Source organism: Halogeometricum pallidum JCM 14848 (genome assembly GCF_000337095.1).
In the GTDB taxonomy this organism is placed as follows: Archaea; Halobacteriota; Halobacteria; order Halobacteriales; family Haloferacaceae; genus Halogeometricum; species Halogeometricum pallidum.
On record NZ_AOIV01000025.1, the window covers coordinates 27,061 to 53,830 of the forward strand.

Annotated in this window: 29 protein-coding genes; 14 read left to right on the forward strand and 15 right to left on the reverse strand. The window is 68.9% G+C overall.

Going from position 1 to position 26,770, the window contains the following annotated elements; all coding sequences use genetic code 11:
• Window positions 1–62: 62 nt before the first annotated feature.
• Window positions 63–953 (reverse strand): transcription initiation factor IIB, encoded by an 891-nt coding sequence (locus tag C474_RS11080; protein ID WP_008386799.1) that lies wholly within the window; start codon window positions 951–953, stop codon window positions 63–65.
• 161 nt (window positions 954–1,114) lie between these two features.
• Between C474_RS11080 and C474_RS11085 the strand changes: the two genes are divergently transcribed.
• Window positions 1,115–1,657, forward strand: a complete 543-nt coding sequence (locus C474_RS11085) for a DUF7858 family protein (RefSeq protein ID WP_008386800.1) — start codon at window positions 1,115–1,117, stop codon at window positions 1,655–1,657.
• 63 nt (window positions 1,658–1,720) lie between these two features.
• Here the strand turns inward: C474_RS11085 and C474_RS11090 are convergent, their stop codons facing one another.
• Window positions 1,721–2,506 (reverse strand): MinD/ParA family ATP-binding protein, encoded by a 786-nt coding sequence (locus C474_RS11090; protein WP_008386801.1) that lies wholly within the window; start codon window positions 2,504–2,506, stop codon window positions 1,721–1,723.
• Window positions 2,507–2,652: 146 nt separating this feature from the next.
• Here C474_RS11090 and C474_RS11095 point away from each other — a divergent pair, with 146 nt between their 5' ends.
• A complete protein-coding gene (locus tag C474_RS11095) occupies window positions 2,653–4,218 on the forward strand; it encodes a PAS domain-containing response regulator (protein ID WP_008386802.1) in 1,566 nt (521 codons plus the stop codon).
• Window positions 4,218–4,895 (forward strand): sensor histidine kinase, encoded by a 678-nt coding sequence (locus C474_RS23105; RefSeq protein ID WP_239640417.1) that lies wholly within the window; start codon window positions 4,218–4,220, stop codon window positions 4,893–4,895. The genes C474_RS11095 and C474_RS23105 overlap by 1 nt, the downstream gene beginning before the upstream one ends.
• Window positions 4,896–4,906: 11 nt before the next feature.
• Here the strand turns inward: C474_RS23105 and C474_RS11100 are convergent, their stop codons facing one another.
• Together C474_RS11100 and C474_RS11105 are read right to left on the reverse strand one after the other, a co-directional pair.
• Window positions 4,907–6,487, reverse strand: a complete 1,581-nt coding sequence (locus tag C474_RS11100) for an acetolactate synthase large subunit (RefSeq protein WP_008386804.1) — start codon at window positions 6,485–6,487, stop codon at window positions 4,907–4,909.
• Between the two features lie 166 nt (window positions 6,488–6,653).
• On the reverse strand, window positions 6,654–7,073 hold the full coding sequence (locus C474_RS11105) for an HIT family protein (protein ID WP_008386805.1): 420 nt from the start codon (window positions 7,071–7,073) through the stop codon (window positions 6,654–6,656).
• A 108-nt stretch (window positions 7,074–7,181) separates the two neighbouring features.
• Here C474_RS11105 and C474_RS11110 point away from each other — a divergent pair, with 108 nt between their 5' ends.
• Entirely contained in the window at window positions 7,182–8,432 is a 1,251-nt protein-coding gene (locus C474_RS11110) for an inorganic phosphate transporter (protein WP_008386806.1), read from the forward strand.
• Between the two features lie 33 nt (window positions 8,433–8,465).
• On the opposite strand, the gene C474_RS11115 is transcribed toward C474_RS11110, so the two are convergent.
• The gene (locus C474_RS11115; RefSeq protein WP_008386807.1) at window positions 8,466–9,125 is read right to left on the reverse strand and encodes a uracil-DNA glycosylase; all 660 of its coding nucleotides are present in this window, start codon (window positions 9,123–9,125) and stop codon (window positions 8,466–8,468) included.
• A gap of 181 nt (window positions 9,126–9,306) precedes the next feature.
• Between C474_RS11115 and C474_RS11120 the strand changes: the two genes are divergently transcribed.
• Complete coding sequence (locus C474_RS11120) at window positions 9,307–9,621, forward strand: HalOD1 output domain-containing protein (protein ID WP_008386809.1); 315 nt, start codon at window positions 9,307–9,309, stop codon at window positions 9,619–9,621.
• Window positions 9,622–9,634: 13 nt separating this feature from the next.
• Here the strand turns inward: C474_RS11120 and C474_RS11125 are convergent, their stop codons facing one another.
• The 4 genes from C474_RS11125 to C474_RS23565 all read right to left on the reverse strand — a co-directional run bounded on the left by C474_RS11125 (window position 9,635) and on the right by C474_RS23565 (window position 12,354).
• A complete protein-coding gene (locus C474_RS11125) occupies window positions 9,635–9,859 on the reverse strand; it encodes a DUF7860 family protein (RefSeq protein ID WP_008386810.1) in 225 nt (74 codons plus the stop codon).
• A gap of 59 nt (window positions 9,860–9,918) precedes the next feature.
• On the reverse strand, window positions 9,919–10,782 hold the full coding sequence (locus C474_RS11130; protein ID WP_049916924.1) for a ribose-phosphate diphosphokinase: 864 nt from the start codon (window positions 10,780–10,782) through the stop codon (window positions 9,919–9,921).
• Between the two features lie 92 nt (window positions 10,783–10,874).
• The gene (locus C474_RS11135) at window positions 10,875–11,735 is read right to left on the reverse strand and encodes an HVO_0234 family beta-propeller protein (RefSeq protein ID WP_008386814.1); all 861 of its coding nucleotides are present in this window, start codon (window positions 11,733–11,735) and stop codon (window positions 10,875–10,877) included.
• Window positions 11,736–11,790: 55 nt separating this feature from the next.
• Entirely contained in the window at window positions 11,791–12,354 is a 564-nt protein-coding gene (locus tag C474_RS23565) for a hypothetical protein (protein WP_394295421.1), read from the reverse strand.
• A gap of 135 nt (window positions 12,355–12,489) precedes the next feature.
• Between C474_RS23565 and C474_RS11145 the strand changes: the two genes are divergently transcribed.
• From C474_RS11145 to C474_RS11155, 3 genes are all read left to right on the forward strand, one after another.
• Window positions 12,490–13,614 carry a tRNA (guanine(26)-N(2))-dimethyltransferase gene (locus tag C474_RS11145; RefSeq protein WP_008386819.1) on the forward strand — a complete coding sequence of 375 codons (1,125 nt, stop codon included), beginning with the start codon at window positions 12,490–12,492 and terminating at the stop codon, window positions 13,612–13,614.
• A gap of 113 nt (window positions 13,615–13,727) precedes the next feature.
• Window positions 13,728–15,011, forward strand: coding sequence for a YihY/virulence factor BrkB family protein (locus C474_RS11150; RefSeq protein ID WP_049916925.1), 1,284 nt, complete (start codon window positions 13,728–13,730; stop codon window positions 15,009–15,011).
• A 19-nt stretch (window positions 15,012–15,030) separates the two neighbouring features.
• Complete coding sequence (locus C474_RS11155; RefSeq protein ID WP_008386823.1) at window positions 15,031–15,930, forward strand: phosphatase PAP2 family protein; 900 nt, start codon at window positions 15,031–15,033, stop codon at window positions 15,928–15,930.
• A 55-nt stretch (window positions 15,931–15,985) separates the two neighbouring features.
• On the opposite strand, the gene glnA is transcribed toward C474_RS11155, so the two are convergent.
• Window positions 15,986–17,362 carry a type I glutamate--ammonia ligase gene (gene glnA, locus C474_RS11160; RefSeq protein ID WP_008386824.1) on the reverse strand — a complete coding sequence of 459 codons (1,377 nt, stop codon included), beginning with the start codon at window positions 17,360–17,362 and terminating at the stop codon, window positions 15,986–15,988.
• Between the two features lie 126 nt (window positions 17,363–17,488).
• Here glnA and lrp point away from each other — a divergent pair, with 126 nt between their 5' ends.
• On the forward strand, window positions 17,489–17,947 hold the full coding sequence (gene lrp / locus C474_RS11165) for an HTH-type transcriptional regulator Lrp (RefSeq protein WP_008386826.1): 459 nt from the start codon (window positions 17,489–17,491) through the stop codon (window positions 17,945–17,947).
• A 62-nt stretch (window positions 17,948–18,009) separates the two neighbouring features.
• Here the strand turns inward: lrp and C474_RS22360 are convergent, their stop codons facing one another.
• Window positions 18,010–18,162, reverse strand: a complete 153-nt coding sequence (locus tag C474_RS22360; RefSeq protein ID WP_008386827.1) for a hypothetical protein — start codon at window positions 18,160–18,162, stop codon at window positions 18,010–18,012.
• Between the two features lie 222 nt (window positions 18,163–18,384).
• Window positions 18,385–19,470, reverse strand: a complete 1,086-nt coding sequence (locus tag C474_RS11170; protein ID WP_008386830.1) for an aminopeptidase — start codon at window positions 19,468–19,470, stop codon at window positions 18,385–18,387.
• Window positions 19,471–19,664: 194 nt separating this feature from the next.
• Between C474_RS11170 and C474_RS11175 the strand changes: the two genes are divergently transcribed.
• Window positions 19,665–20,201: a DoxX family protein gene (locus C474_RS11175; RefSeq protein WP_008386832.1), complete on the forward strand. Its 537-nt coding sequence runs from the start codon at window positions 19,665–19,667 to the stop codon at window positions 20,199–20,201.
• Between the two features lie 122 nt (window positions 20,202–20,323).
• A complete protein-coding gene (locus C474_RS11180) occupies window positions 20,324–21,394 on the forward strand; it encodes a threonine aldolase family protein (RefSeq protein WP_008386834.1) in 1,071 nt (356 codons plus the stop codon).
• Between the two features lie 22 nt (window positions 21,395–21,416).
• Here the strand turns inward: C474_RS11180 and C474_RS11185 are convergent, their stop codons facing one another.
• Complete coding sequence (locus C474_RS11185; protein WP_008386835.1) at window positions 21,417–22,358, reverse strand: cation diffusion facilitator family transporter; 942 nt, start codon at window positions 22,356–22,358, stop codon at window positions 21,417–21,419.
• 132 nt (window positions 22,359–22,490) lie between these two features.
• Between C474_RS11185 and C474_RS11190 the strand changes: the two genes are divergently transcribed.
• The gene (locus C474_RS11190) at window positions 22,491–23,012 is read left to right on the forward strand and encodes a metallophosphoesterase (protein WP_008386837.1); all 522 of its coding nucleotides are present in this window, start codon (window positions 22,491–22,493) and stop codon (window positions 23,010–23,012) included.
• A gap of 45 nt (window positions 23,013–23,057) precedes the next feature.
• On the opposite strand, the gene C474_RS11195 is transcribed toward C474_RS11190, so the two are convergent.
• Window positions 23,058–23,933 (reverse strand): ArsR/SmtB family transcription factor, encoded by an 876-nt coding sequence (locus tag C474_RS11195; RefSeq protein ID WP_008386838.1) that lies wholly within the window; start codon window positions 23,931–23,933, stop codon window positions 23,058–23,060.
• 71 nt (window positions 23,934–24,004) lie between these two features.
• On the opposite strand from C474_RS11195, the gene C474_RS11200 reads away from it, so the two are divergent.
• Window positions 24,005–24,184, forward strand: a complete 180-nt coding sequence (locus C474_RS11200) for a DUF7859 family protein (protein WP_049916926.1) — start codon at window positions 24,005–24,007, stop codon at window positions 24,182–24,184.
• Window positions 24,185–24,191: 7 nt separating this feature from the next.
• On the forward strand, window positions 24,192–25,394 hold the full coding sequence (locus C474_RS11205; RefSeq protein ID WP_008386841.1) for an inorganic phosphate transporter: 1,203 nt from the start codon (window positions 24,192–24,194) through the stop codon (window positions 25,392–25,394).
• A 3-nt stretch (window positions 25,395–25,397) separates the two neighbouring features.
• On the opposite strand, the gene C474_RS11210 is transcribed toward C474_RS11205, so the two are convergent.
• Window positions 25,398–26,765 (reverse strand): hemolysin family protein, encoded by a 1,368-nt coding sequence (locus C474_RS11210; RefSeq protein ID WP_008386843.1) that lies wholly within the window; start codon window positions 26,763–26,765, stop codon window positions 25,398–25,400.
• Window positions 26,766–26,770 lie beyond the last annotated feature (5 nt).

Genomic DNA, 26,770 nt, shown 5'->3' on the forward strand with positions numbered 1-26,770 from the left:
GCGGAAAAGTAGCCCTCCGGTCGTACCCTCGCTCCCCGTCGAGACGCCGTTCTCCGGTCCGTTCAGTAGTCCCGCTCCCGGAGTGCCACGTACGTCTTCCGCAGGGTGACGGGCGTCACGTCGGCGACCGCCGCCGCCTCCGCCTGCGTCACGTCCGCGTTGAGGTCGCGCGCGGCGGTGTACAGACAGCCTGCAGCGACGCCGCCGGGGTTCCGCCCCGTCGATATCCCCGCGTCCACGGCTTGCGCGACGTACTCGCGGGCCCGACGCTCCGCCTCGCGCGAGAGGTCGAGGCGGGTGGCGAACCGCGGGACGTACTCCGCGGGGTCGACGGGACCCACCGGAAGCCCGAGTTCGCGGTTCAGGGCGTCGTACGCGGCGGTCTGCTCGGCTCTCGTCGCCTTCGCCTCGGCGACGACTTCGCCGACGGTGCGGGAGACGTTCGCCGCGCGGCAGGCGGCGTAGACGCACGCGGCCGCGAAACCCTCCAGCGACCGCCCGCGCAGCAGGTCCTCCTTCTGCGCCGACCGGAACAGCGAGCAGGCGTGGTCGCGGATGCGCTCGGGAAGCGACAACGCGCTCGCGAGTCGGCGTATCTCGGTGAACGCGTACACCTGATTCCGCTCGCGTTTCGTGGAGATGCGAGCGCGGTTGTGCTGGCGGCGGAGGCGAGCCATCTGACGGCGTTTCCGTCCCTTGAGACGCGTCGAACGACCGATTTCGGTCGAGAGGCCGCGGTCGTGCCGCGACCGGGTGAGCGGCGCGCCCGTGCGCTTGGGGTCGCTGGCGTCGTCGGCGAACGACCGCCACTCGGGGCCGTGGTCGATGGCGTACTCGGAGACGACCAACCCGCAGTCGCCGCAGACCGTCTCGCGACCCTCGGCGTGGAGTCGGCCGTCGCACTCGGGGCAGGCGTTCGTCGTCGTCGCGTCGTCGGCGCGTGTTCCGGTCATCACAATTGATACTAGCCTCCGATTGGGTATTTAAACATCGGAGAAATAGCGCTGAAGCGCCGTAATCTGCCGAACAAACCGACCGGTCACCGGTACGCTTCAGTACCAAAATTGATAACTAACCGAAACCGCTTACTACCGCGTCGGCGTAGACGCCGCCGATGGGACTAGCGGACATCGCGGCGGAGACGGCGGTGACGACGAGCAGACAGGAGGTGCGGGGCGTCGCCACGGTGGACGATACCGGCGTGAACCTCGACGCCCGACTGCGCGACCACGCGGACGCGCTCCCCTGCGCGCCGGAGGCGGCGGCGACGGTCGTCGAGCGGTACGTCGACGGCGACAGCGTCGGCGAGGCGGGACGGGCGGCCGCCGTCGCCCCCGTGACGGCCGCGAAGGTGCTCCACCGCGCCGGCGTCGAGGGTGTCACCCCGCTCGCGCCGACGGCGCGGACGGTCCTCCGTGATTGGCTGTCAGGGAACCTCTCCCGCGCGGACGCGCTCGAACTCACGGGCGCCGATGAGGCCGAGTTCGCCCTCGCGGCCTACGTCGAGACGCACGACCCGGTCGCGGAACTCGTCGACGCGACTCGACGCGACGCGGCGCGACCGCTCGGCGGCGACGCCCTCGTTCACAAACGCGACGCGCTCGGAGAGACGATGAGCGCGCCGACGGACCGCTTCTCTAGTAGCGTCCGCAACTGAACGCATCCGACCGCACGACGTCGTGCGGTCGAGTGAGCGAAGACGTGCGGACGCTACTATAGCTCACTTCACGTATCGCTCGACGCCCGAGAGGAGGCCGCCGCTCCCCACCGCCTCACTCACGTCGCGACCCACCGCGCCCGCCGCGAGGCGAGCGACGCCCTCGGCGAACGCCCCTCCCTCGTCGAGACACGACGGCACCGACGCGGGGTCGGTCACCTCCGAGGCGGGCACCGCGCAGTCGGCCGCCTCGAACGTCCCGCGCGTCGCGACGACGAAGTCGGCCCCGCTCCCGACGTGTTCGAGTCGCGTCCGCATCCGCTGGACGGCGTCCGCCCCGCGCGTCGTCCCCGGGGCGACGAGGACGACCCGGTCTGCGGCGCTCACCGCCGCGATGGCCTGGTTCGCGGCGACCGGCGGCACGTCGACCAGCACGTGGTCGAACCGCTCGCTCGCCCGCCCCAGTCGCGCCTCGAACCGCCGCGCGGCGTCGGGCGCCTTCGCCCGCGCGAATCGTTCGAGGGGGGCGAACGCCGGGCAGACGGAGACGCCGCCGGGAGCGTCGCAGTCCAGCGTCGTCAGCGCGTCCGACAGCGGTGCGTCGGCCTCGTCGGTCAACAGCGCGGTCAGATCGGGGTCGATTCGGCCGTCGAGGAGGTCCGCGAGCCCCTGCGTCGCGAACGCGGCGTCGAACACGCCCACGTCCGCGCCGTCCGCGGCGAGGGCCGCGGCCGCCTCCAGCGTACACCGCGTGGTCCCTGCACCGCCGACGGCGCCGACGAAGGCCGCGATGCCCGCGCCGCCCGTCCGGTCGCCGTCGTCTCCGCCCTCCCTCTCTGCGTCGTGCATACGTCCGGTGGTCGCTTTCTCCTCCTAAAACATCCGGTTCTGGTGAACATACAATCTATTTGATTTTATAGACCGACACGAACTCGTGGCGACCGAGAATCCCACTGCGCGAAACACTTAACAACTCCAATCAGGTTTTAAATGACATGACTCGCGGTGCGGAGGCTATCTCGGTGCTCTACGTCGGCGACGACCTCCACTCCGACGAGGGCGCGGCTTCGTCGCTCGAACGCGAGGACGATCGGTTCTCCGTCACCGTGGCGGCCGGCGTTCGGGCGGGACTCGACGCACTGGCCGACGGCGGGTTCGACTGCGTCGTCAGCGACCACGACCCGCCGGGCACGGACGGACTGGCGCTCCTCGAAGCGGTCCGGCGCGGCCGACCCTCGTTCCCTTTCGTCCTCTTCACCGCCGACGGCGACGAGGCGGTGGCGAGCGAGGCCATTTCGGCCGGCGTCACCGACTACGTGCGGGCGAACGGGGCGGATTCGCACAAGACGCTCGCCGACCGCGTCCGCGAGGCCGTCGACCGCCCTCGATCGGAGATACGCGCGACGGCCCGCGGGCAGGCCGAGGCCGTCGTCGAACACTCGCCGGACGCCGTCCTCGTGAGCGTCGACCGGAGATTCGTCTTCGTCAATCCGGCCGCCGTGGACCTGTTCGGCGCCGCCGACGAGGCGGATCTGCTGGGACGGAGCATCTCCGAGTTGGTCCCGCCGGAGCGTCGAGCGGAGGTCGAAGCGGGACTCGCGCGACTCGAAGCCGGGGCGGAACCCGACTCGCGGGTCCGCCAGGCAATGCGGACGCTCGACGGGCGGACGTTTCCCGTCGAGGTGACCGCACAACCCGTCACGTGGGACGACACCCCCGGCGGGGTCGCCATCGTCCGCGACGTCTCCGAGCGAGAGGTGCGGGAGGACGAACGGACGCGGTACGCCGCTGCCTTCGCCGAGGCGATGGACGCTATCGTCGTCGCCGACGACGAGGGCGCGTACGTCGACGCCAACCGGAGCGCCTGCGAACTGTTCGGCGTCCCTCGCGAGGAACTGCTCGGGATGCGAATCGGCGACTTCGCCGACGAGGACTACGAGACGGACGACGCGTGGTCGGAGTTCCTCTCTTCGGGCGAGGACAGGGGCGTGTTCTCGCTCCGCAGACCGGACGGCGAGCGGCGAATCGTCGAGTACGCGGCGACGCGGGACGTCGTCCCCGGCGAACACCTCTCGGTGCTGCGAGACGTGACCGACCGCATCCGACTGACCGAACGGCGGCAGGCCGAACACGACGCCTTAGAGCGGATGTACCGCGTCACCGCCGACCGGGAGGCCTCGTTCGAGGAGAAGGTGCGGCGACTGCTCGAACTCGGCACGGAGTATCTGGACGTGCCGTACGGCTTCCTGACGCGCATCGAGAACGGGACGCAGACTATCGTCCACTCCGCCGGCGGCCACGAGTCGCTCCAACCCGGCGAGTCGGCCCCGCTCTCGCGGGCGTACTGCCGGAAGGTCGTCGGAGACGAGGAACTCGTCGCGGTGCGGGACGCGGAGGGGGAGGGGTGGTCGGACGACCCGGCGTACGAGACGTTCGGCCTCGGCTGTTACATCGGCGCGCGGGTCGTCACCGCCGACGACCTGTACGGAACGTTCTGCTTCGCGGTGACGACCCGCGCGCCGAATCGTTCTCCGACGGCGAGCAAGCCATCGTGGAACTGATGGCGGGATGGGTCGCCTACGAACTGGAACGCCGGGAGCACACGCGCGAACTCCGGAGCCAGACCGACCGTCTGGACGAGTTCGCCTCGATGGTGAGCCACGACCTCAGAAACCCGCTGTCGGTCGCCAGCGGCTACCTCGAACTCGCGCGCGAGGACGGCGACCCCGAGCAGTTCGACCGCATCGAGACGGCGCTCGACCGCATGGACCGCATCGTCGGCGACCTGCTGTACCTCGCGCGGGAGAACGAACAGATACGCGAACCGGAACCCGTCGACCTCGACGAGGCGGTTCGACGGGCCTGGGAGACGGTCGACGGCGCCGATCGGGAGGCGACGCTCGTCGTCGAGGGTGACCTCGGCGCGGTCACCGCCGACCCGAACCGACTGGCTCAACTCCTGGAGAACGTCTTCCGGAACAGCCTCGAACACGCCGGCGCCGGCGTCCGCATCCGCGTCGCCCCGACGGACGACGGCTTCGCCATCGAGGACGACGGACCCGGCATCCCGCCGGAGCGACGCGAGGAGGTGTTCGAACAGGGGTTCACGACGCGCCGCGAGGGGACCGGGTTCGGTCTCGCCATCGTGCGGCAGATAGCCGACGGACACGGCTGGACCGTCTCGGTCACCGACGGCGAGGCGGGCGGCGCGCGCTTCGAGATGAGCGGCGTGCGGTGATTTCGGCGCGCCTACCGCGGAAGCGGGACTTCGACCAGCGCCATCTCGTCGCTCTCGACGGCTTCCGTCAGCGCCGACTCGACCTCCTCCCACGACTCGGGTCGGTATCTCTCGATGCCGAAACTCTCCGCGAACGTTCCGAAGTCGGGGTTCGTCAACTCGGTCCCGAAGTGCTCGCCGGTGTGTTCGGTCTGCTTCTCGGAGATGAGGCCGTAGTCGTCGTCGGTGAAGACGACGACGGTGAACCCGAGGTCGAGGCGGGTGGCCGTCTCCAACTCCGCGGCGTTCATCATGAACCCGCCGTCGCCGGTGGCGACGACGACGTTCCCGTCCACGGCGAGGTCGGCGGCGACGCCGCCGGGGACGGCGATACCCATCGACGCGAGGCCGTTCGAGATGATGCAGGTGTTCGGTTCGTACGTCGGGTAGTGCTGCGCGATGGCCATCTTGTGGCTCCCGACGTCGGAGATGAGCACGTCCTCGTCGGCGAGCGTCTCGCGGAGGTACGGCAGCGTCCCCTTCACCGAGAGCGGGTCGTCGGCGTCGGGTTTCGTCGTGACGTGGTCGATTATCGTCTCGCGGTACTCCTCGCACCAGTCCGTCTTGCGGACGTCATCTAACCGCTCGGCCAACCCTTCGAGCGTCGCGGAGATGTCGGCGACGATTTCGACGTCGGGGTTGTAGTGGTGGTACACCTCGGCGGGTTCGTGGTCGACGTGGACGATGTCGGTGTCGAGGTGGGGGTTCCACGACTTCGGGTCGTGCTCGGCGATGTCGTAGCCGACGGCGACGACGCAGTCGGCGCGTTCGATGGCCTCGCCGGCCTCCTCGTTCGGTCCCGAATCGAGCGTCAGAAGCGAGTTATCGAGACGGTCCGACACCGCCCCCTTGCCCATGTAGGTGGCGACGACGGGCATCCCGGCGCGTTCGACGAGTTCGCGGAGGCCCTCCGCGGTGCGGGTGCGGACCGCGCCGTTGCCCGCGAGCACCAGCGGGTTCTCCGCCTTGTCGATGCGGTCGGCCGCGCGTTCGAGCGACTGCTCGTCGGGGTCGGCGCGGCGGACGGGTTCGCGCGTCGGGAGGGGTTCGCCCTCGACGGAGTCGGCGGCCACGTCCTCGGGGAACTCGACGTGCGTCGCGCCGGGCTTCTCGTACTCGGCGAGTTTGAACGCCTTCCGAACCGACTCGGCGACCGTCTCGCCCTCGGCTATCTGCGTGTTCCACTTCACCACCGGCTCGAACATGTCGACGATGTCCAGCGCCTGGTGGCTCTCCTTGTGGAGTCGCTCGCGGCCGCCCTGTCCCGTGATAGCGACGAGGGGTGATTTGTCGAGGTGCGCGTCGGCGACGCCCGTGAGGAGGTTCGTCGCCCCCGGCCCCAGCGTGGACAGACAGACGCCCGCCTCGCCCGTGAGGCGGCCGTGCACGTCCGCCATGAACGCCGCTCCCTGCTCGTGTCTGACGGGGATGAACCGGATGTCGGAGTCCCGCAGTGCGAACAGCAGGTCCTCCAACTCCTCGCCGGGGACGCCGAACACGTCCTCGACGCCCTCGGCCTCCAGACACTCGACGAGGAGGTCGGCGGCGTTCATCGCGACTGTGTCCCCGCTGATTCGGGGTTCGGTGCGGGGGCGCTCGCGGCGTCGTCGCTGCGGCTACGTCCGTTCATACTTCGTTTTCACGCGGCGGTGACAAGAACGTGTTCGCCGTTCGAGCATCGGTTCTTCCGTCCGGCGTCTTCCGCTCGGTCCGACCCGCTCAGCCCTCGATGCGTCCGGCGATGTCGTCCAGTTCCTCGTCGGAGAGGTCCGGGCGCTCGCCGACGACGCCGTGGATGGGGCCGCCGCCGTCGCCGTCGAATCGCGGCACGAGGTGGACGTGGACGTGCGGCACCTCCTGGCCGGCCGCCTCGCCGTCGTTGACGCCGACGGTGAGACCGTCCGCGTCGACGGCGTCCTCCACGCGCGGTCCGAGTTCGTCCACGGCGGCCCAGAGGTCGGTCGCCACGCCGTCGGGCAGGTCGCGGAGGCGTTCGTGCGCCTCCTTCGGGACGACGAGGGTGTGACCGGGCGCGAGGGGGTTCGCGTCGAGGAACGCGAGCACGGTGTCCGTCTCGTAGACGATTCGCGCGGGGATGTCGCCCGCGACAATCTGCTCGAAGATAGTGGGTTCGCTCACGTGGGACTCGTCGGGAGGATTCGGCAAGTAAATTCGGGTCCGCGGCGTCGGCGCGGGTTGCGGGGAACACCGTTTTGTACGCGTGGGCGAAACGACCGCCGCATTCGTATGCTCTCAACACTCGGTATCGCCGGAATCATCGTCGCCGTGTTCGTCGGGTTCAACATCGGCGGGTCGTCGACGGGCGTCGCGTTCGGGCCGTCGGTCGGAAGCCGACTGGTCCGCAAGGCGACGGCGGCGACGCTGTTCACGTCCTTTGCGCTCGTGGGCGCGTGGACGGTCGGCCGCAACGTTATCGACACGATGAGCAGCAGTATCGTCCCGGCGGCGCAGTTCTCTCCGGTCGCGAGCGTCGGCGTCCTCTTCTTCACGGGACTGTCGCTCCTCATCTCGAATCTCTACGGCGTCCCGGCGTCCACCTCGATGACCGCCGTCGGGGCCATCGTGGGGTTGGGGCTGGCGACGGGGACGCTCAACGAGGCGCTGATGTTCACCATCGTCTCGGCGTGGATCGTCGCCCCTCTCGTCGGCTTCGTCTCCGGCGCGCTCATCGGTCGGTACGCCTACCCGTATCTCGACCGCCGGTTCGCGTTCACGCGGTTCGAGTCGCATCTGTTGGTCGTCGACGACTCGGGGTCGGTGCCGCGCCCGACGTTCAACGACGAGGCGTCGCCCCGCGACATCGTCGGGTCGGTCGTCGTCGTGTTGATCGCCTGCTACATGGGCTTCTCCGCGGGCGCGTCGAACGCGGCCAACGCCGTCGCGCCGTTGGTCGGCGCGGGGGGACCGCTGACCGTCGACCAAGGGGTGCTGTTGGCCGTCGGCGCGTTCGGTCTCGGCAGTTTCACCATCGCCCGCCGAACGCTCGACACCGTCGGCGACGACATCACCGAACTCCCGATTCTGGCCGCCCTCATCGTCTCCGCCGTCGGCGGCACCATCATCACGGTGCTGTCGGTGCTCGGCATCCCGGCGAGTCTGGCCGTCAGCACGACGTGCTGTATCATCGGTCTCGGCTGGGGTCGCGCGAGTCGGGTGGCGACGGTGGTCGAACTGGCGACCCCCGCCGAGACCGGCGACGACGTGGAGGTCTCGACGGGTGCGCTCGTCACCTCGCGCGACGAGGACGTGCCGACGAGTCCGACCGTCGGCGACCTCGCGCGCGGGGAGGACCCCCCCGAGAAGTCCTCGGACGAGGAGATACCCGAGGTTCCGGGCATCGGCGCGGCGGACGCGGCCGAACTGGACCGCAAGAGCCTGTTCGACCCGAGCGCGGTCAAGCGCATCGCCGTGCTGTGGGTCCTCACGCCGTCGCTGGCCGTCGCCGGGTCGTACCCGCTGTTTCTCCTGGTCCTGTGACGGGCCGCGGCGGCCCCTCGACCCGCGTTCGAGTCAGGGCAGTCGCGCCCGAATCGCCTCGCGGTACTCCTCGTCGGTGTAGCCGAGGCGGGAGAGCCAGACGTCCTGATAGGAGGGGTGCAGGAGGGGCAGAAGCGTCGCGTCGAACGCGTCGAGTTCGACCGGTTCCAAGACCGAATCGACGAAGCCGTCGAGCGTCCGCCCGTCGAAGGCGAGCATCGTCGCCGTCGCGTGCTTGCCCGTCGCGACGACCATCTCGGGTTCTATCGCGTCCAGTTCCGTCTCGAGGTGCGGCCGGCAGTTCGCCCGCTCTTCGTCCGTCGGTTCGCGGTTCGACCCCTCGCCGTCGCACGGGAAGCACTTCACCGCGTTCGTGTAGTAGGCGTCGGGGTGGCCGGCGTCGGCCAGCAGTCGGCGGACGCGGCCGCCCGAGTGCCGCGTCGTGTACGCCATCCCGGTGTAGTTGCCGCCGCGCCACTCCTCGGCGTCGGGGTTACCCGCGCCGGGCGCCTCGCCGACGACGACCACCGACGCGTCCCGCGGGCCGTTGCCCCACGAGATTCGGTTCCGGCAGGCGACGAGGTCCGGACACCGCGAACAGCCCTCCTCGACGACGAACGCCGACTCGGCGTCCGGGACTGACGGCTCCTCGGACGTGCGCGGGCCGCCGGTCCGACGGTCTGAATCGGTCATCCACCGAATGCGCACGCCCGGGCGTGATAGCTGAATCGGCACGGGACCGTCCGCGTTGCGAGGACCGCTTCGACGGTCGTTCCGCGAGCAGATGCGACAGGCTCCGACAGGTCCGTATGTAGCTTTTGGCCCACCTTCATTACGATCTCTGTCGGCAGTACAGATAGAATCAATATCTCCGATGTACCGTTACCAGTTCGGTCCCCTCCTTCACACGGAACGTATTACGGCGGACGACAATCCGGCCGCCGCGCTCCTCCGCGCGTTCGAGGCCGCAGACGTGGACGTCGAACCCGACTCGACGGACGCCCTCTACAACTACGTCGACCCCGGCGCGCTGGACCGCCTGTTCTGCGGGGCGCCCTCCGCGCGCGACTCGGGGTTCGTCGTCCTCGAACTCTGGGACGTGGCGGTACAGGTATCGCGACACGAAGTCGCCATCTACGACTCGCTGGCCGTCGAGTCGCCGACGGCGCCGGACGCGGCCACCGACTGATTCCGGCTCTCGTTCACTCGATGAGCGGAAGCATGATGCCGAAGACGAACGGCGACAGCAGCGTGATGACGACGCCGAGGGCCTCGGCGTCGAAGAGCAGCGACTGCTCCCACGCCGGGAGCGGTCCGACGATAGCGGGAGCGACGAGCAGTCCGAGCGCACCGACGGCGAACAGCGTGAGGCCGGAACCGATTCCGAGTTTGGTGAGTCGCGGGTAATCCAAGTTTCCGTTTGCCATACCCGATGAATTCTTCTCGAAGATAAGAACGTTTCTCTCCGGCGAGGCGGTGTGCCGTGCTACTGTGTGACTGCGTCCACCGCGGCGGCGACGTTCGGCGCGACGCTGACGGCGCTCACGGCGCGTTCGACGGTGTCGGTTCCGACGATACGTTCGATACCGGCGCGCTCGAGCTTCGTGCGGGCGTTCCTGACCAACAGCGGGTGGACGCAGGTGGCGAACACGCGGGCGGCGCCGCCCGACTGGAGGTGCGCGACGGCCTCGCTCATCGTCGACCCGGTGGCGACGATGTCGTCGACGATGACCACGTCGCGGCCGGCGGCGTCGGCGTCGCTCGGCGTCACCTCCACCTCCGTCCCCGAGTGTCGGACCTTCTCGAAGTAGTCCGTCTCGCCGCGGCCGTACGCCTCGCGGACGCTCCCGGCGAGTTCGACGGCGCTCGCGTCGGGCGAGAGGAAGAGGGGGTCGTCCAAGTCGTCCGGAAGCGGCGCCGCGAGGCGAGACGCGGCGTCGACGATAGTGACGTGCGCGTCGAAGAACGAGGCCAGGTCCTCCTCGTGGGGGTTGACGAGCACCACGCGGTCGGCGCCCGTCGAGACGGCCTTCGCCATCGCGCGGGCGGAGACGGGGTGGCCGTCCTCGAACGCCGCGTCCTGGCGGGCGTACCCCATGTACGGGATGACGGTCACGACGCGGTCGGCGCCGGCCTCGCGGACGGCGTCCTGCAGTTGGAGCAGTTCGACCCACGCGTCGTTCGAGTCCGTCGTCGCCACGACGACGGCGCGGCCGCCGTCGAAGTCGGGGACGGCGGCGAGCGTCTCGCCGTCGGGAAAGCGGTCGTACTCGACGGCCGCCAGCGGTTCGTCCATCGCCGTCGCCACCGCGGCGGCCAACGCCTGCGAGGATGCGCCGGGTACAATCATACTCGCAACTCTCCGTCGCGCGTTAAACCCGTTTTCGTCTCGCGCGGGCGCGTCAGCGCCCCCGCATCGCCGTCTCGCGGCCGCGATTCGACTCAGACCGCCACCGCGGCGGCGACGCCCCGCAGTCCGAGAATCTGGTGCCGCCACTCCGCGTCGGGCAGGCGGACGAGGAACGTTCCGGCGTCGGTGACGGCGTACGTCGCCGCCGACCCGTGGGCCACGGCGGCCACGTCCTCGGCGACCGGGACCGGTTCGAGCGACCACTCGCCGCCGTCGCCGCGGGCGTACAGGTCGCCGGCGCCCGCGGCGTGCGCCCGCCCGTCGCGGGCGCACACGGCGTCGAACTCCCCTTCGAGAACGTCCATCCAGCCGTTTCCGAGCCTGTACAGCCCCGTCCCCGTCGCCGCGAGCGGTTCGCTCCCGGCCACGTCGCGCGCGTCGTCTAATCCGACGTGCGAGAGGCCGTTCTCTTCGATTCGGTGGACGCCGTCGGCGGCCGCGACGAGGGGGCCGTCGACGGCCCGGACGGCCCCGACGCGCCCCAGATCGGTCCACGCGTCGCTTCCGTCTCCTTCCCCGTCGAACCGGGCCACTCGACCGTCGTCGTCGCCCGCCACGAGCGACTCGCCGTCGAAGCCGACGGCGGCGGCGGGGCCGAACCCGACGGCCTCGAAGTCGAGGGCGTCGGCGTCCTCCGCTTCGCCTCCGTCCGCGTCCGCCGCCTCGCCCCCGGCGGCCGTCAGGTCTGCCCGGAACACGTCCTCGTCGGTGGCGACGGCGAGGGTCACCCCGCCCGCGGCCACGTCCCGGGCCTCACCCCGGTGAGCGATGCCGAACCCGCCCACGAGGTCGTCCGAGACGGAGACGGCGACGACGCCCGCGCTGGTGGCGACGAACACCGTCTCCGTGCCGGTGTTGTCGGTGTAGACGCGCTTCTCGTCGATGGTGGGCATCTCGGTCGAAAGTTCGGAGAGGCGGCGTGAAAACGTTGCGGAGGCGGCGTCGGAGTCAGATGAACTCGCGCACGTCGGAGTACCACATATCGTGGTGGTCGACCTCGCCGATTCGCTCGGCGACGGCGGCGGCGAGGACGTGCCAACAGCGCTGGTCGTCCTCGTCGGGGTCGAGGTTGTACGAACTGTCCTTGCAGGTGCATCCGCCGTCCTCGACGACGTACTCCTCGGCGTAGCCGACGACGACGGTGAAGTCGCGGTAGCGCTTCACCCGACCCTCCGAGACGGCCTCGACGGCGCGCACGCCGCGACTCCCGTGCAGGCTGACGAGCGAGTCGACCACGTCGGCGGTGAGTTCGCCGGTCCGGACGAGCGTCCGCCGCCACGCCGTCCCCCGGTCGCTGTCCGTCTCCGTCGGCACGGCGAACACGGCCGCTTCGTCGTCTGCCGATTCAGCGTCCGAATCCGAATCTGGGTCCGGGGCGACCACCTCCTCGGTGCCGGCGCCGTCGCTCCGAACTCCCGCGCCGCCGTCGTCCGCTCGGTCCCCGGCGGCATCTCGGTCGTCGTCGCTGTCGGCGGCGTCCCGTCCGTCGGCGTCGTCACCCACCTCTCGCACGTCCGGAGGTTGGACCGTGGCGGACAAAACGCCACCGATGGCACGGCGGCCGCCGCCCGCCGGCGCCGTTCGCCGCCGTCCACCTCCGCCGCCCGCATCGCATCGCTTTTCGCCGCGGGGGTCGCTCCTCGGGATATGGACGTACGCGAGGGAGGCCTCACGGTCGAGGTGCCCGGCGCCCGCGACGGCGCCTCGGAGGGGGCCGGCGACGACGTGTTCTACAACCCGACGCAGGAACTCAACCGCGACGTGACGGTGGCGACGCTTCGCGCCTACCGCGAACGGGACGACCGGGCGTCGTCGTATCTGGACGCGATGGCCGCCAGCGGCATCCGGGGCGTCCGCGCCGCCGCCGAGGGGTTCGACGTGACCTGCGCGGACCTCGACGAGGACGCCGTCGAACTCGCCCGCGAGAATCTCGCGCGCAACGGCCTCGACGGCGAGGCCGTTCACAGAAACGCCAACGCCCTCATGCACGAGTCGGTGTTCGACGTCGTCGATTTGGACCCGTTCGGCACGCCCGTTCCGTTCGCGGACGCGGCGTTCGCCAGCACGCGCGACTTAGTCTGCGTCACCGCGACAGACACCGCGCCGCTCTGCGGCGCGCACCAGAACTCCGGCATCCGCAAGTACTCGACGCTCCCGCAGAACACCGACTACCACCCCGAGATGGGCCTGCGCGTCCTCCTCTCGGCGATGGTCCGCACCGCCGCGCGCTACGACAAGGCGGCGGTGCCCGTCCTCTCGCACGTGACCCGCCACTACGCGCGGGCGTACCTCGAACTCGACGCGCGGGCGACGAAGGCCGACGAACTGCTCGAAGAACTGGGCCACGTCTACCACTGCGAGGACTGCCTCGAACGCGACCACGAGTTCGGACTCATCGCCCACCCGCCCGAGGCGTGCCCCGCCTGCGGGAGTTCGCGGACGCTCGTCGCCGGACCGCTCTACCTCGGTCCCATCTGCGAACCGGCGTTCGTCGAGTCGGTTCGCGAGCACGTCACCGAGGAGATGGGCGAGGCCAAGCGCGCCCGGTCGATGCTCGACACCGTCGCCGAGGAGTTCGACCGCCCGACGCACTACGACCAACACCGACTGTGCAAACTGTGGAACCGCTCGGCGACGGGGATGGACGAGTTCCTCGGCGAACTCCGCGCGGCGGGCTACGAGGCGACGCGGGCGCACTACTCGGGGACGGCGTTCAAGACGGACGCGAGCATCGCGGAGATGCGCGAGGCGACGACCGACGGCGACGGGTAAGTACCGTCGACCGACGCTGAAATCGGACGAAACCGGTCGACTGCGGCCGAAAACGCCGTCCGAGCGCTCTCGGAGGCAAGTAGCTTCTTGTGCGTCTCCTCCGAAGTAGGTTCGTGAGCGTTCGGACTCGGAACCCTATTCCCGTGATTCGCTCGGTAGCCACGACCGTCCAAGAGCGGGAGGTGACGTTCCTGGCGGCGAGCATCTCTTATTACACGCTCGTCTCCCTCGTCCCCCTCCTCACCCTCGGTCTCCTCGTCGCGTCGTTCGTCGGCGGCGAGGCGCTCCGACAGCAGGTGATGGCGCTGGCTCAGCAGTACCTTCTCCCGTCGGGGTCCGACATCGTCGGGAACGCCCTCGGCGACCCGACCGGACAGGGGGCGCTTTCGGTTGTGAGCCTCGGCGTCACCCTCTGGGGGGCGCTGAAGCTCTTCAGAGGCTTGGACATCGCCTTCTCGCGCATCTATGGCTCCGAGGCCGGCGGCATCGTCGACCAACTCAGAGACGGCATCGTCGCGCTCGGCTCACTCGGCGCCGGAACTCTCGGCGTCGGACTCCTCACCGTCGTCATCGCGATTCTCGACGTTCCGTTTATCGACTTCCTGAGCCCGTTCCTGCTGCTCGGACTGCTCGCCGCGGCGTTCTTCCCGCTCTACTACGTCTTCCCGGACTCCGGTCTCTCGCCGCGCGAGGCGCTCCCCGGCACCATCTTCGCCGCTGTCGGCTGGGTCGTCCTCGGCGTCGCCTTCGGAACCTACGCCGCCACCGCGAGCGGGTCCGTCGCGGGCGCTCTCGGCGCCATCCTGCTGCTCGTGACGTGGTTCTATTTCTCGGGCATCCTCGTCCTCACGGGCGCGGTGGTGAACGCCGTCCTCGCCGACCGGGTATCGCCCGGACCGAGCGACGGCGGCACATCGGACCGGCAGGTACAACACAGGCCCGCCCGACAGACACACCGAACGATGAGCGTGGACGACGAACCCGTAGACGAGTCGGGCGAGGCGGACGTCGACCCCCGCGGCGCGCCCGACATCGAACAACTCGAGGACCGCGTCGAGGAACTCCGCGCGGACCTCGACTCGTTCGAGTCGGACGTACAGGAGCGGACGGTCGAACGCCCCGACGTGGAGTCCGAACTCAAGCGCTACGTGCGCAACCGGATGCGGCAGAGCAAGGCGCGCGGATGGGGGCCGTACCTCGTGCTGCTGTACGGCACCGCCGTGACCATCGCGGCGTTCTTCCTCATCCAGGACGACCTGCTCGCCGTCGTTGCTATGCTCGTCACGTACCTCTCGACGCTCGGTCTCTACGTCATCTTCGTCGTGTTCGGCGCCGGACTCGGGGCGCTCGGCGTCCCCGGCCGACTCATCGACTGGATCCGCGACCGGCGGTCCTGACCCCGACCCGCCGCGACCGATGACCGGACCACCGACCGCCGCCGCGGCCGCCGCTCCCCTTCCGCTCGCCGCCCGAGGCGCGGGCGAACTCGCCGCCGCGGCGTCGCTGCCGGACGCGCTCGTAACGTCATTCTCCGTTCTCACCCACCTCGGCAACCCGTGGGTCTGCCTGTTCACCGTCTCGTTCGCCTACGTCGTCGGCGACCGGGCCGGCATCGCGCGTCCGTCCTCGGCGTTCGTCCTCGCCCTCGGACTCGGGGCGGTCGGACTCACCGTCGGTCTCAAGGCGTTCTTCGCGCTCCCCCGCCCGCCGGGCGCGGCCGAGACGGGGTACGGGTTCCCCAGCGGACACGCAATCGGGACGACGGTGTTCTGGGGCGGCGCGGCGCTTCTGGCGGACGCGGGCCGACGTCGCGTCCGCCTCGGCGTCGCTACCGCCGTCGTCGCCGTCGTCGCCGTCTCGCGCGTCGTCCTCGGCGTCCACTACCTCGCGGACGTAATCGCGGGCGTCGCCGTCGGCGGCCTCTTCGTGGCGGCCGCCGCCGCCGCCGGACCCGGCCTCCGTCGTCCGTCCACCCCCTCGAACCGCGCCGTGGTCACCTGCTTCCTCGTCGGCGGTACTCTCGCCGCGGCCGCCGCCGCCGCGAACCCGGTGGAGCGGGAGGTGCTCCTCGCCGTCGGGACGGCGGCCGGCGGCGCGGCGACGTGGGCGTCCATCGGCGACGCCGCGCGGTCGATAGGCGATGCCGTCTCCCCCCGGTCGCTCGTCGTCGGCGCCCTCTCCGTCCCGGTGCCGCTGGTCGGGATGGCCGCCGTTGCGGAACTGCCGGTGCAGTCGCTCGCCCTTGCGGGGGCGGGCGCCGTCGGCGGCGCGGCGCTACTGTCGCTCCCCGTCGCGGCGGCGTCGCTGTTCGAGTGAACGCGGAAAAAACCGAATCGCGGCGGTTCGACTCGCTTCGTGCGGGTCCGTCGCGTCAGAACGTCTCGAGGTACTGGTCGAGTTCCCACTGGGAGACGTCGACGCGGAACTCGTCGTACTCGTAGGACTTCGCCTCGTGGAACTTCTCGTAGATGTGCTCGCCGAGAGCGTCCTGGATGACCTCGTCCTCTTCGAGGGCCTCGAGCGCCTCGCCGAGATTCGAGGGCAGCGTGTCGATGCCGTACTCTTCGCGCTTCCCCTCGTCGAAGTCGTAGATGTTCTCGCGGACCGGGTCCGGCGCTTCGAGGTCCTGCTCGACGCCGTCGAGGCCGGCGTGGATGAGCGCGGCGAACGCGAGATACGCGTTACACGACGGGTCGGGGAAGCGGGCCTCGATACGACTGGCGGCCGGGACGCGCGCGGCCGGCTTCCGGATGAGCGCCGAGCGGTTGCGGTCGGACCACGCGACGTAGACCGGCGCCTCGTAACCGGGGACGAGGCGTTTGTAGGAGTTCACCGTCGGGTTCGAGATGGCGGTGATGGCGGGAGCGTGGTTGAGGACGCCCGCGAGGAAGGAGTGGGCCGTCTCCGAGAGGTTGAACTCGTCGTCCTCGTCGTGGAACGCGTTCTCGCCGTCCTCGTCGAACAGCGAGATGTGCGTGTGCATGCCGGAGCCGTTGATGCGAGCGATGGGCTTGGGCATGAACGTCGCGTGCAGGTCGTGTTGGGCCGCGATGGCGCGGACGACCGTCCGGAACGTCCCCACGTTGTCGGCCGTCGTGAGCGCGTCGTCGTACGTGAAGTTGATCTCGTGTTGGCCCTCGGCGACCTCGTGGTGGCTGGCCTCTATCTCGAAGTCCATCTGCTCGAGGCCGTAGATGATGTCGCGTCGGACGTCGGAGGCGAGGTCCTTCGGCGCGAGGTCGAAGTAGCCGCCGGCGTCGTTCGTGTTCGTCGTCGCGCGGCCGTCCTCGTCCTCCTCGAAGAGGAAGAACTCGGGTTCGGGGGCGACGTTGACCGTGTAGCCCATCTCCTCGGCGCGGTCGAGGGCGTCTTTCAGCACGTAGCGCGGGTCACCGACGAACGGTTCGCCCGTGCTGGTGTCTATGACGTCGCAGATGAGGCGCGCGGATCGACCGTCGCGCCAGGGGAGAATGGCGAAGGTATCCGGGTCGGGCTTGAGGCGCATGTCGGATTCCTGGATGCGCACGAAGCCTTCGATAGAAGAACCGTCGAAGTAGATTCCCTCGGCAAATGCCTTCTCGGCCTGCGTGGCGGGAATAGCCACGTTCTTTACGGTACCGAGGATATCGGTGAACTGGAGGCGGAGGAAGTCCACGTCGCTGGACTCTATCTCGTCGACGACAGCTTGTGCTTTCGTCGAGAGTCCGCCGTCCGTTGCCACAGTCGTGTTCGCGTTATCGTCCGTCATCTTACTGGACACGACTTTCGTCAACGTCCATCTTTATGACGTTATCGCTTAGCGCAACTCGCGAGTGCCCGGCCTAGAACTGGATATTCGTAAAATTCTAATGCCCCGAGTGAGTGGGTCGCTGTGATGACGTACGAAAACCTCGACGCAAAACTCATCAACGCTCTGCTGGGAGACGGGCGCGCGAGCCTCCGAAGCCTCGCTGAGGAGCTCGACGTGTCGGTCACGACCGTCTCCAACCACCTTCGCGACTTAGAAGACCAAGGCGTCATCGAGGGGTACACCCCCCGAGTGAACTACGACGCACTCGGCTACGACGTCACCGCCATCGTCCAACTGAAGGTTGAGGGGAGCGCACTCCCGGAGATAACCGACCGACTACGCGAGCAGAAACAGATGGTCTCCGTCTACGAGGTCACGGGCGATTACGACATCATCGCGGTCGGCAAGTTCACCGACACCGACGGCATGAACAATCAGATAAAGGCGCTGTTGACGGACGAAGACATCCGCGAGTCCAACACGAGCGTCGTTCTCAACGCCGTCGTCGAGAACCAGCAGTTCGACCTCGACGTCGACGAGTAATCGCCGCGTCGCCGTTCGACTGCTCGACCATCCTCCGAGGACCCCTTCCCCCGAGCGACCGCTCAGACGAACCGACTCGCCACCTCGTCGATGTCCGTCCGGCAGTACGGACAGCGATACCGCGTGTCGAACCCACCGTGTCGCGTCGTCGTCTTCGCCTCCAGTTCGTGCATCCCCACGTCCCGACCGCACTCGGTACAGAGTACCTTCGGCATAGCTAACGTTTCACGAACCGACCCACATAAATCGACCGGTGGATGTGAACGTCTCTCAATGGGGCTGGGAGAACACGCGAGACGCCCCGTCCGGTCGAAGAGAGGCCGAGAGAGTCGAACTCACTCGAAGCCGTCCTCGAAGACGAACGTGCCGTCCCACCTTTTGCTCGCTCGGACTGCGTCCTCGCTCGCAAAAGCTGGACCAAAAGCCTCCCGAGACGGTTACTCGAAGTCGTCCTCGAAGACGAACGTGCCGTTCCGCTGGACGACGTCGCCGTCCACCTCGATGACGGAGTCCTCGGACATGTCAAGAATCATATCGACGTGTTCGGCGCTCTGGTTCACCTCGTTCTCCTCGCCCACCGTGTCCGGGTACGCCGACCCGACGGCCATGTGGACGGTGTCGCCCATCTTCTCGTCGAACAGCATGTTGTACGTGAACGTGTCGATGGCGCGGTTCATCCCGATGCCGAGTTCGCCGAGGTAGCGCGCGCCCTCGTCGGTGTCGAACACGCCGTCGAGCACCTCCTCGTTGCGCCCGGCGCTGTGGGACTCGACGCGGCCGTCCTCGAAGCGGACGCGGACGTCCTCGATTTCGCGGCCCTGTCGGTACAGCGGCATGTCGAAGTGCACCTCCCCCTCGACGCTGTCCCGCACGGGCGCGGTGAACACCTCGCCGCCGGGGAGGTTCTTCTCGCCCTTGTCGTTTATCGCGGTGTTGCCCGCGACGCTCATCGTCACGTCCGTCTCCTCGCCCGCGGCGATGCGCACCTCCTCGGCGTCGTTCAGAATCTCGACCATCCGCTGTTGGTGCTCGTACTGCTCGTCCCAGTCGAGGCTGACGGCGTCCCAGACGAAGTTCTGGTAGCCGTCGGTGCTCATACCGGCGAGTTGAGCGTTGCCCGGCGTGGGAAACTGCGTGAGACACCACGTCTTCGAGAGGCGTTCCTGCAGGACGGGTTGCATCGCGCGGCGGTAGGCGGCGTTCGTTTCGGGGTCGACGTCCGCCGTCTCCGAGGCGTTCGCGTCGCCGCGGACGGCGATGTACACGTCCATCTCCTCGTACATGGCGAGGAGGTGCTCCGGCGTCTCGAAGTCGCCCTCGCGGTTCCGGAGGAACGCGCGGGAGGCGCGGGAACTGCTGCTCGTGTAGACGGGGTTCGCGCCGCGTTCGGCGCACTCCTCGTGGAGGGCGACGACCAACTCCTCGGCGGCGGCGGGCGCCGCGACGACGACGTTGTCGCCGGACTCGATGCCCGTCGAGTGCTCGGCGATGGTCTGGGCGTGTTCCCGGATGCGTGGGTCCATACCACGAGGTGTCGCGTCGGGGTGAAACCGCTTTCGCACCGGTACCGGCGTTCGCCGCCCGAATCGTTCGCGCACCGAATCAGTCGAACAAGGACTTCAGCGCCGCCCACGAGCCGTTTCTGAGGAACCGAGAACCACGCTCTCTTTATATGATATCTCCGGGAGAGTGTACAACTGTAAGAGGTAAAATCACTATGAGCACTCCCACCACCACCACCCGAACCGCCTTCGAGGACGTCCTCGAGTTCGACCTGCAGGGTACCATCGCCGGCTACTGGCTGGTCGCTCTCCGACTCGTCACCGGCTACTGGTTCCTCCACGCCGGGTGGACCAAGTTCGCCTTCGTCTCGGGCGAGGCGTTCGACGCCAGCGGCTACCTGATGAGCACGACCGGTAGCCCCATCCACGGCTTCCTCGCGTGGGCCGCGGCGACCCCGTGGCTGATGGCGTTCACGAACGTCGCGATTCCCGCCGGGGAGTTCCTCATCGGCCTCGGACTGATCGTCGGCGGTCTCGTCCGACTGGCCTCGTTCTTCGGGGCCCTGCTGATGGTGTTCTTCTACCTGGGGAACGCCGACTGGGCGCACGGCCTCGTCAACGGTGACCTGTTCGGCCTCGTGCTGTTCGTCACCCTCGCGACGTTCGGCGCGGGCCGCATCCTGGGCCTCGACGCCTACCTCGAAAAACTCGACCTGGCCGACAACCGCGTCGCGAAGTTCATCCTCGGGTGAACCGCGACCGAACGGCCCCCTTTCCGCCGTCGTCCGTCGCTTCGAGGCGCGCCTCTGCGCGCCGTCGGCGCACGGACCGCCGCGACCACCGCCTATAACTCCGGCGCCCGACACCGTCTCCCATGGCTATCGACCTTCGCAGCGACACGGTGACGCGCCCCTCGGCGGCGATGCGGGAGGCGGCGCGGGACGCCCCCGTCGGCGACGACGTGTACGGCGACGACCCGACGGTGAACGAACTCGAAGCCGCGGCGGCGGAGCGAGTGGGGATGGAGGCCGCCCTCTACGTCCCGACGGGGACGATGGGCAACCAGATAGCCGCCCGCGTCCACGCCGACCGCGGGCAGGAGGTACTCCTCGACGAGCAAGCGCACGTCTACAAGTGGGAACTCGGCGGCCTCGCCCAGTTGTCCGGCCTGCAGGTCCGCACGTTCGACGCCGCCGAGGGAACCTCGGCGGGCACCCGGACGCGGTCCGGCGACTCGGGCGAGTCGGCCGTCCCGACGCCCGAACAGGTCCGCGAGAACTTCGTCGCCGAGGACCTCCACAAGGCTGGTACCGGTCTCCTCGCCCTCGAAAACACGCACAACGCGCGCGGCGGCGTCGCCGCTCCCCCCGACGCTATCGACGCCGCGGCCGGGGCGGCGCACGAACTCGGCGTCCCGGTCCACCTCGACGGCGCCCGTCTGTTCAACGCCTGCGTCGCCCTCGACGTCGACCCGGAGCGGATGACCCGCGACGTCGACTCGGTGATGTTCTGCCTCTCGAAGGGCCTCGGCGCGCCCGTGGGGTCGATGCTCGCCGGGAGCGAGGAGTACGTCGAACGCGCCCGCCGCGTCCGCAAACTGCTCGGCGGCGGGATGCGGCAGGCCGGGATAATAGCGGCGCCGGGCCTCCGCGCCCTCGACAACGTCGAGCGACTGACCGAGGACCACGAGAACGCGGCGCGACTCGCGGCGGGACTCGACGGCGTCGAGGGCCTCCGCGCGCCCGACCCCGACACGAACATCGTGCAGGTGTTCTCCGAGGAGGCTGACCTCACCGCCGCGGAGTTCGTCGATATCTGCGAGGAGGCGGGCGTTCGCGGCGGCGCGCACGGCGAGCATCTGACGCGCTTCTGTACGCACCTCGGCGTATCCGCCGACGACGTGGCCGAGGCCGTCGAGCGAATCGAGACGGCGATGTCGGCGTAGAAAGCGCGTTCGTGCGACCCGTTCAGATCTCCGGTTCGATATAGACGAACCTCACCCGGCCGTCCTCGGCCTTCAGCTTCTCTTCTATCTGTGTAATGTCCGCGTCCAGATCATCGGTGTCGAGGTCGGACTCGAAGCTGATGTCGGCGTTGACGAGCACCTTCTCCGGGCCGACGTGGACGGTCCGGAAGTTGTCGACGTGAACGACGCCGGGGTGGTTCCGAACGACGTCGCGGAGTCGGTCCTCGGCGTCCTTCGGGAGACTCTCGCCGAGAAGGAGCCGTTTGTTCTCCCACGCGAGGGCGACGGCGAACCCCATGAGGAGAACGCCGATGAACGCGGCGGAGACGGCGTCGTAGATGTAGTTACCCGTGACCTGCGTGAGGACGACGCCGACGAGTGCGATGGCCGCGCCCGCGAGGGCGATGGCGTCCTCGGTGAACGCCGTGAGCGTCGTCACGTCGCTCGTCTTCTTGAACGCTTCCGCGATGCCGCTCCACTCGTACTCGCGGATCTGCGTTCGGAGTTCGACGGCGGCCTTCTTGAACGCGTACGTCTCGAAGCCGATGGCCGCGACGAGGACGACGACGTTGACGTACCAGGCGGGGAACTGATAGCCCGCGAACGACACCAGTCCGGCGGCGGCGTGACTGCCGTGCAGGATGGCGTCGTAGCCGTGCTTCAGCGACTCCCACCCGGCGATGCCGAACAGCAGCACCGAGACGAGAAACGAGTAGAAGAACTGTGCCTTCCCGTAGCCGAACGGGTGCGCTCGGCTCGCCTCCTTGCCGCTGTACCGGATGCCGACGAGGAGAAACACCTGATTGCCCGTATCGGAGATGGAGTGGTACGTCTCCGACAGCATCGAGGGACTCTGCGTCAGGAGATATCCGAGAAACTTCAGAACCGCGATGGCGCCGTTCGCGACGAGGGCCGCGATGACGACGCCTCTGCTTCCTGCCATACTTCTACCTCATGCGTCTCGCGTAAGAACATTCCCACGTGGGTCTCCCGGCTCTCTCCTCTCGCGGCGGCCGCCGAACGGCGAAGCGGTCGAACGGAACGTTCCTATCCCCCCGATTCGTAGCCGGAACCGATGCTGACCGTCGTCTCCGACACCCACAGCGCGGACTCGCATCGGCTCACCGGTCGGACGCTGGACGCCGTCCGCGAGGCCGAACTCGTCGTCCACCTCGGCGACTTCATGCGCGAACCCGTCCTCGACGCCTTCGAGTCGGAATCCTCGCGACTTCTCGGCGTGTACGGCAACAACGACGACGCCGAGATACGGAGCCGACTGCCTGAGGCGCGGAACCTCACCTTCGCGGGGCTGACGTTCGCGGCGACGCACACGCGCCGCGGCGGACCGACGGCGCTCTCGATGTTCGGCCGCGAACGCGACGCCGACGTGGTCCTGTTCGGCCACAGCCACCGGCCCACGCTCGACGCGACGGGTGCGGTGACGCTCCTGAACCCGGGGAGCCACGCGCAACCGCGCGGGCACCGCGCCGCGCACGCGGAACTCGAACCCATGACGGACGGCGGCGTCTCCGGCCGACTCGTCACCGTCGAGAGCGACGTCTTCGAGACGTTCACGATACCGCCGTCAGAGGAGTGACCCCGACGGTCCGTCGGAGGCGGCCCCCATCCCGCTCGCTCTCGCTCAGCGGCTGACCCACCAGTACGCCGTCGCGCAGGCGAGCGTCACGATACCGCCGAGGAAGAACAGTTCCGCGGGCGCCAGCGTCGACAGCGCGGCGACGCCGAGAGTGCCGTCGGTTCCGGGAGCGGCCGCCGTCTCCAGCGCCGTCCGGGTCGTCTCGGCGGCGTGCGTGCCCGCGGCGCGCGTCGCTTCCGCCGCCCGCGTCGCAGTCTCCGCGCTCGTCGCCTCCCCGCCGGTCGTCGACGGCGCCTCCGCGATGCCGAACCCGCCGCCTCCGGCGTCCGTGGATGTCGCTTCCGCCGCCGTCGACCCCGAGGGAGCACCCGGCGCGGCCCCGCCCGACGCGGACCCGCCGGTCGCCGCCCCGCCCTCGTCTGCCTCCCCGGCCAGCGAGACGGTCGGCCCCGCGGCCGTCCGCGTCAGTCGGTCGACGACGACGCTGCCGAGGGCGACGACGCCGAGGCCGCCGAGCAGTCGCGAGAGCACCGACCGGAGGCCGCTCGCGTCCTCCTCCTTCCCGGCGACGACGACCAGCGCGCGGTCGGCGGGCGCGTAGACGGTCATCTCCCGTCCCTTCTCCGAGTAGGCCGTTCCGCCGGGTTCGATGAGGCCGGCGTCTTCCAGCCTCCCGAGGTGATACTGGGCGTTCTGGATGGAGGTGTCGACTCGGTCGGCCATCTCGGAGGGCGTCGCGGGCTCCTCGTGGAGCGACGAGAGGACGGTCCGAGCCGTCTCCGAGGAGATGGCCGAGAGCACCTCCGAGGTCTCCTCGCCGTCGAGTCCGACGACGCGCGGCTCCTTGTCGTCGGAGGACGCGTCGAATCGGGAGGGTAGGATGTCGGCCACGTCGTCGCTCGGTTTTAGGTGCGTTGTCATGAGTCTTCCCCTCCCCTACGACCCGGAGGGACGGCGAAACGGCTTTACCTCCGCCCATGAAAGGCCCGCCCATGTTCTCCCGTCCCTTGCAGAGTCTCCTCGACGACGCCGTCGAGCTCGTCCTCTCGGAGCCGATTTTCGTCGGGTTCGTCGTCTTCATCCTCCTGTTTGTCTTCTTCGGATATCTCTTCGTCCGCCGGACGGTCATGGGGATGCGCGAAGGATTCGACGAGGGATACCGGGGGAAGTAGCGAGCCAATGGCTGCTATCGGAACGCTCGCGACGCTCGTCGTCGCGGGACTTGCGAGTCTGTTCATGGCGTGGGCCATCGGGGCCGGGTCCTCGGGGTCCACGCCGTTCGCCCCAGCCGTCGGCGCGAACGCCATCTCGGTCATGCGCGCGGGGTTCGTCGTCGGCCTCCTCGGGTTCGCCGGCGCCTTCCTGCAGGGCGCGAACGTCACGCAGGCCGTCGGCAACGACCTCGTCGTCGGTAACGTGCTGACCGCGAGCGCCGCCACCGTCGCGCTCATCGTCGCCGCCGGCCTCGTCGCCCTCGGCGTGTTCGCCGGCTACCCCATCGCCACCGCGTTCACCGTCACCGGCGCCGTCGTCGGCGTCGGCCTCGCCAACGGCGGCGCGCCCGCGTGGGACAAATACCAGCAGATCGTCTCCCTGTGGGTGCTCACGCCGTTCCTCGGCGGCGGCGCGGCGTACGGTACCGCGCGCCTCCTCCGCAACGAGTCGGTGCCCGAACGGGTCGCCGTCCCGGTGCTCGGGGGTATCGTCGGCGCCATCGTCGCTAACATCGACTTCGCCCTCCTCGCGGCCGACGGCGCCGACGCCGGGTCGTTCTCGGACTACGTGGCCCGGGCGCTGCCGACCGTCGACGTCGGCGGGGTCCCGGTCGGCATCGTCGCCGTGACGCTCCTCGTCACCCTCCTCTCCGCCGGCGTCGTCGCCCGCGAGATGTACCGCGACGAGGCGGCCGGTCAGCGCCGGTTCCTGCTCGTGCTCGGCGGCCTCGTCGCCTTCTCGGCGGGCGGGAGTCAGGTCGGCCTCGCCATCGGTCCGCTCGTCCCCCTGCTCAACGAGGTCACCATCCCGCTCCCGGCGCTCCTCGCGGGCGGCGGTATCGGCCTCCTCGTCGGATCGTGGACCGGCGCGCCGCGGATGATAAAGGCGCTCGCGCAGGACTACTCCTCGCTCGGCCCCCGGCGGTCCATCGCGGCGATGATTCCCTCCTTCGCCATCGCGCAGGTGGCCGTCGCACTCGGGATTCCGGTGTCGTTCAACGAGATAATCGTCAGCGCCATCGTCGGCAGCGGGTTCGCCGCCGGCGGCGCGGGCGTCAGCCGCGAGAAGATGGTGAAAACGGTGCTCGCGTGGGCCGGGTCGCTGGCCCTCGCGTTCGGGCTCTCGTACGGCGTGTTCACCGCGTTGGCCCTCGCGTTCGGGCTGTAACGGCTACTCGGTCTCTATCTCCTCGGCCTCGGACTCCTCTTCGACCTGCGGGTCGTAGGACTCGTCGACGGTGATGCGCGCCTTCATGATGCGCGTGTTGTCCACCTGCTCGATGCGGATGGTGACGCCCTCGAACTCTATCTCCTCGCCCTCCTCGACCAGGCGGCCGGCGCGGTTGAAGATGAACCCGGCGAGCGTCTCGAACTCCTCGCCCTCGGGCAGGTCGAGTTCGAGCACCTCGTTCACCTCGTCGATGTTCACCTCGCCGCGGACGAGCGTCTCCTGGTCGTTGACGAACTCGAACGCCTCCTCCTCGTCGGATTCGAGGATGTCGCCGACGATCTCCTCGACCATGTCCTCGAGGGTGAGAAGGCCCTCGGTCGTCCCGAACTCGTCGATGACGATGACCATCTGGAGGCGGTTGTCCTGTATCTCCGTCAGCAGTTCGTCGACGTTCTTCGACTCGGGGACGTGCAGCGTCGGTTGGACGATGTCGGCCAGTTTGCCGCCGCCCTCGCCGTAGAACTGCTCGCGGACGAGGTCGCGGATGTTGACGATGCCGATGACGTTGTCGAGGTTGCCGTCGTACACCGGGACGCGTTCGTGGTCCGACTGGATGCAGGTCTCGATGGCCTCGTCGAGCGTCGCGTCCTTCGAGACGGCGGTCATGTCGAGACGCGGCGTCATCACCTCCTTGGCGATGGTGTTGTTGAAGCGGAAGATGCGGTCGAGCATCTCGCGTTCCTCCTCCTCGATGACGCCCTCGCGCTCGCCGGTCTGGATGAGGTCCTGAATCTCGTCGCGCGTGATGTAGGACGTCTCGATGGACGACCGGCCGCCGGTCACCTTGTTGATGACGCGCGTCAGGTAGTCGAAGAAGATGACAAGCGGGAACAGCACGTACTCGGAGTACTTCAGCGGTCGCGCGATGCGGAGCGACCACGACTCGGTGTTCTCGACGGCGTAGGACTTCGGCGCGCTCTCGCCGAACAGCAACACGAGCGTCGTGATGCCGAACGTCGAGATGAGCACCGCCGGGCCCGCCTCGAAGTAGATGCTGACGACGGCCGTCGCGATGGAGGACATCGCGATGTTGACGATGTTGTTCCCGACGAGGATGGTGATGAGCAGCCTGTGCGGGTCGGATTTGAGGTCGCTCACAGCCTTCGCTCCCGGCACGCCCCGTTCGACTAGCGAGTCGACGCGGTGCTTGGCGAGCGAGAACATGGCTATCTCCGAGGAGGAGAAGAACGCCGAGAAGCCGATGAGCAGGACGATGGCGATGGCGCCCCCGATAGTAATCGTGGTGTTGTCCACCGAGACGGCCGGCAACTGCAGGACGCCGGCCGCGACGGAGGTCGCGTTACTCATCGGAC

Coding starts and splice junctions, on each gene's coding strand:
- C474_RS11080 (WP_008386799.1), bottom strand. CDS start 953: ATGACCGGAACACGCGCCGACGACGCGACGACGACGAACGCCTGCCCC.
- C474_RS11085 (WP_008386800.1), top strand. CDS start 1,115: ATGGGACTAGCGGACATCGCGGCGGAGACGGCGGTGACGACGAGCAGA.
- C474_RS11090 (WP_008386801.1), bottom strand. CDS start 2,506: ATGCACGACGCAGAGAGGGAGGGCGGAGACGACGGCGACCGGACGGGC.
- C474_RS11095 (WP_008386802.1), top strand. CDS start 2,653: ATGACTCGCGGTGCGGAGGCTATCTCGGTGCTCTACGTCGGCGACGAC.
- C474_RS23105 (WP_239640417.1), top strand. CDS start 4,218: ATGGCGGGATGGGTCGCCTACGAACTGGAACGCCGGGAGCACACGCGC.
- C474_RS11100 (WP_008386804.1), bottom strand. CDS start 6,487: ATGAACGCCGCCGACCTCCTCGTCGAGTGTCTGGAGGCCGAGGGCGTC.
- C474_RS11110 (WP_008386806.1), top strand. CDS start 7,182: ATGCTCTCAACACTCGGTATCGCCGGAATCATCGTCGCCGTGTTCGTC.
- C474_RS11115 (WP_008386807.1), bottom strand. CDS start 9,125: ATGACCGATTCAGACCGTCGGACCGGCGGCCCGCGCACGTCCGAGGAG.
- C474_RS11120 (WP_008386809.1), top strand. CDS start 9,307: ATGTACCGTTACCAGTTCGGTCCCCTCCTTCACACGGAACGTATTACG.
- C474_RS11125 (WP_008386810.1), bottom strand. CDS start 9,859: ATGGCAAACGGAAACTTGGATTACCCGCGACTCACCAAACTCGGAATC.
- C474_RS11130 (WP_049916924.1), bottom strand. CDS start 10,782: ATGATTGTACCCGGCGCATCCTCGCAGGCGTTGGCCGCCGCGGTGGCG.
- C474_RS11135 (WP_008386814.1), bottom strand. CDS start 11,735: ATGCCCACCATCGACGAGAAGCGCGTCTACACCGACAACACCGGCACG.
- C474_RS11145 (WP_008386819.1), top strand. CDS start 12,490: ATGGACGTACGCGAGGGAGGCCTCACGGTCGAGGTGCCCGGCGCCCGC.
- C474_RS11155 (WP_008386823.1), top strand. CDS start 15,031: ATGACCGGACCACCGACCGCCGCCGCGGCCGCCGCTCCCCTTCCGCTC.
- glnA (WP_008386824.1), bottom strand. CDS start 17,362: ATGACGGACGATAACGCGAACACGACTGTGGCAACGGACGGCGGACTC.
- lrp (WP_008386826.1), top strand. CDS start 17,489: ATGACGTACGAAAACCTCGACGCAAAACTCATCAACGCTCTGCTGGGA.
- C474_RS22360 (WP_008386827.1), bottom strand. CDS start 18,162: ATGCCGAAGGTACTCTGTACCGAGTGCGGTCGGGACGTGGGGATGCAC.
- C474_RS11170 (WP_008386830.1), bottom strand. CDS start 19,470: ATGGACCCACGCATCCGGGAACACGCCCAGACCATCGCCGAGCACTCG.
- C474_RS11175 (WP_008386832.1), top strand. CDS start 19,665: ATGAGCACTCCCACCACCACCACCCGAACCGCCTTCGAGGACGTCCTC.
- C474_RS11180 (WP_008386834.1), top strand. CDS start 20,324: ATGGCTATCGACCTTCGCAGCGACACGGTGACGCGCCCCTCGGCGGCG.
- C474_RS11185 (WP_008386835.1), bottom strand. CDS start 22,358: ATGGCAGGAAGCAGAGGCGTCGTCATCGCGGCCCTCGTCGCGAACGGC.
- C474_RS11190 (WP_008386837.1), top strand. CDS start 22,491: ATGCTGACCGTCGTCTCCGACACCCACAGCGCGGACTCGCATCGGCTC.
- C474_RS11195 (WP_008386838.1), bottom strand. CDS start 23,933: ATGACAACGCACCTAAAACCGAGCGACGACGTGGCCGACATCCTACCC.
- C474_RS11200 (WP_049916926.1), top strand. CDS start 24,005: ATGTTCTCCCGTCCCTTGCAGAGTCTCCTCGACGACGCCGTCGAGCTC.
- C474_RS11205 (WP_008386841.1), top strand. CDS start 24,192: ATGGCTGCTATCGGAACGCTCGCGACGCTCGTCGTCGCGGGACTTGCG.
- C474_RS11210 (WP_008386843.1), bottom strand. CDS start 26,765: ATGAGTAACGCGACCTCCGTCGCGGCCGGCGTCCTGCAGTTGCCGGCC.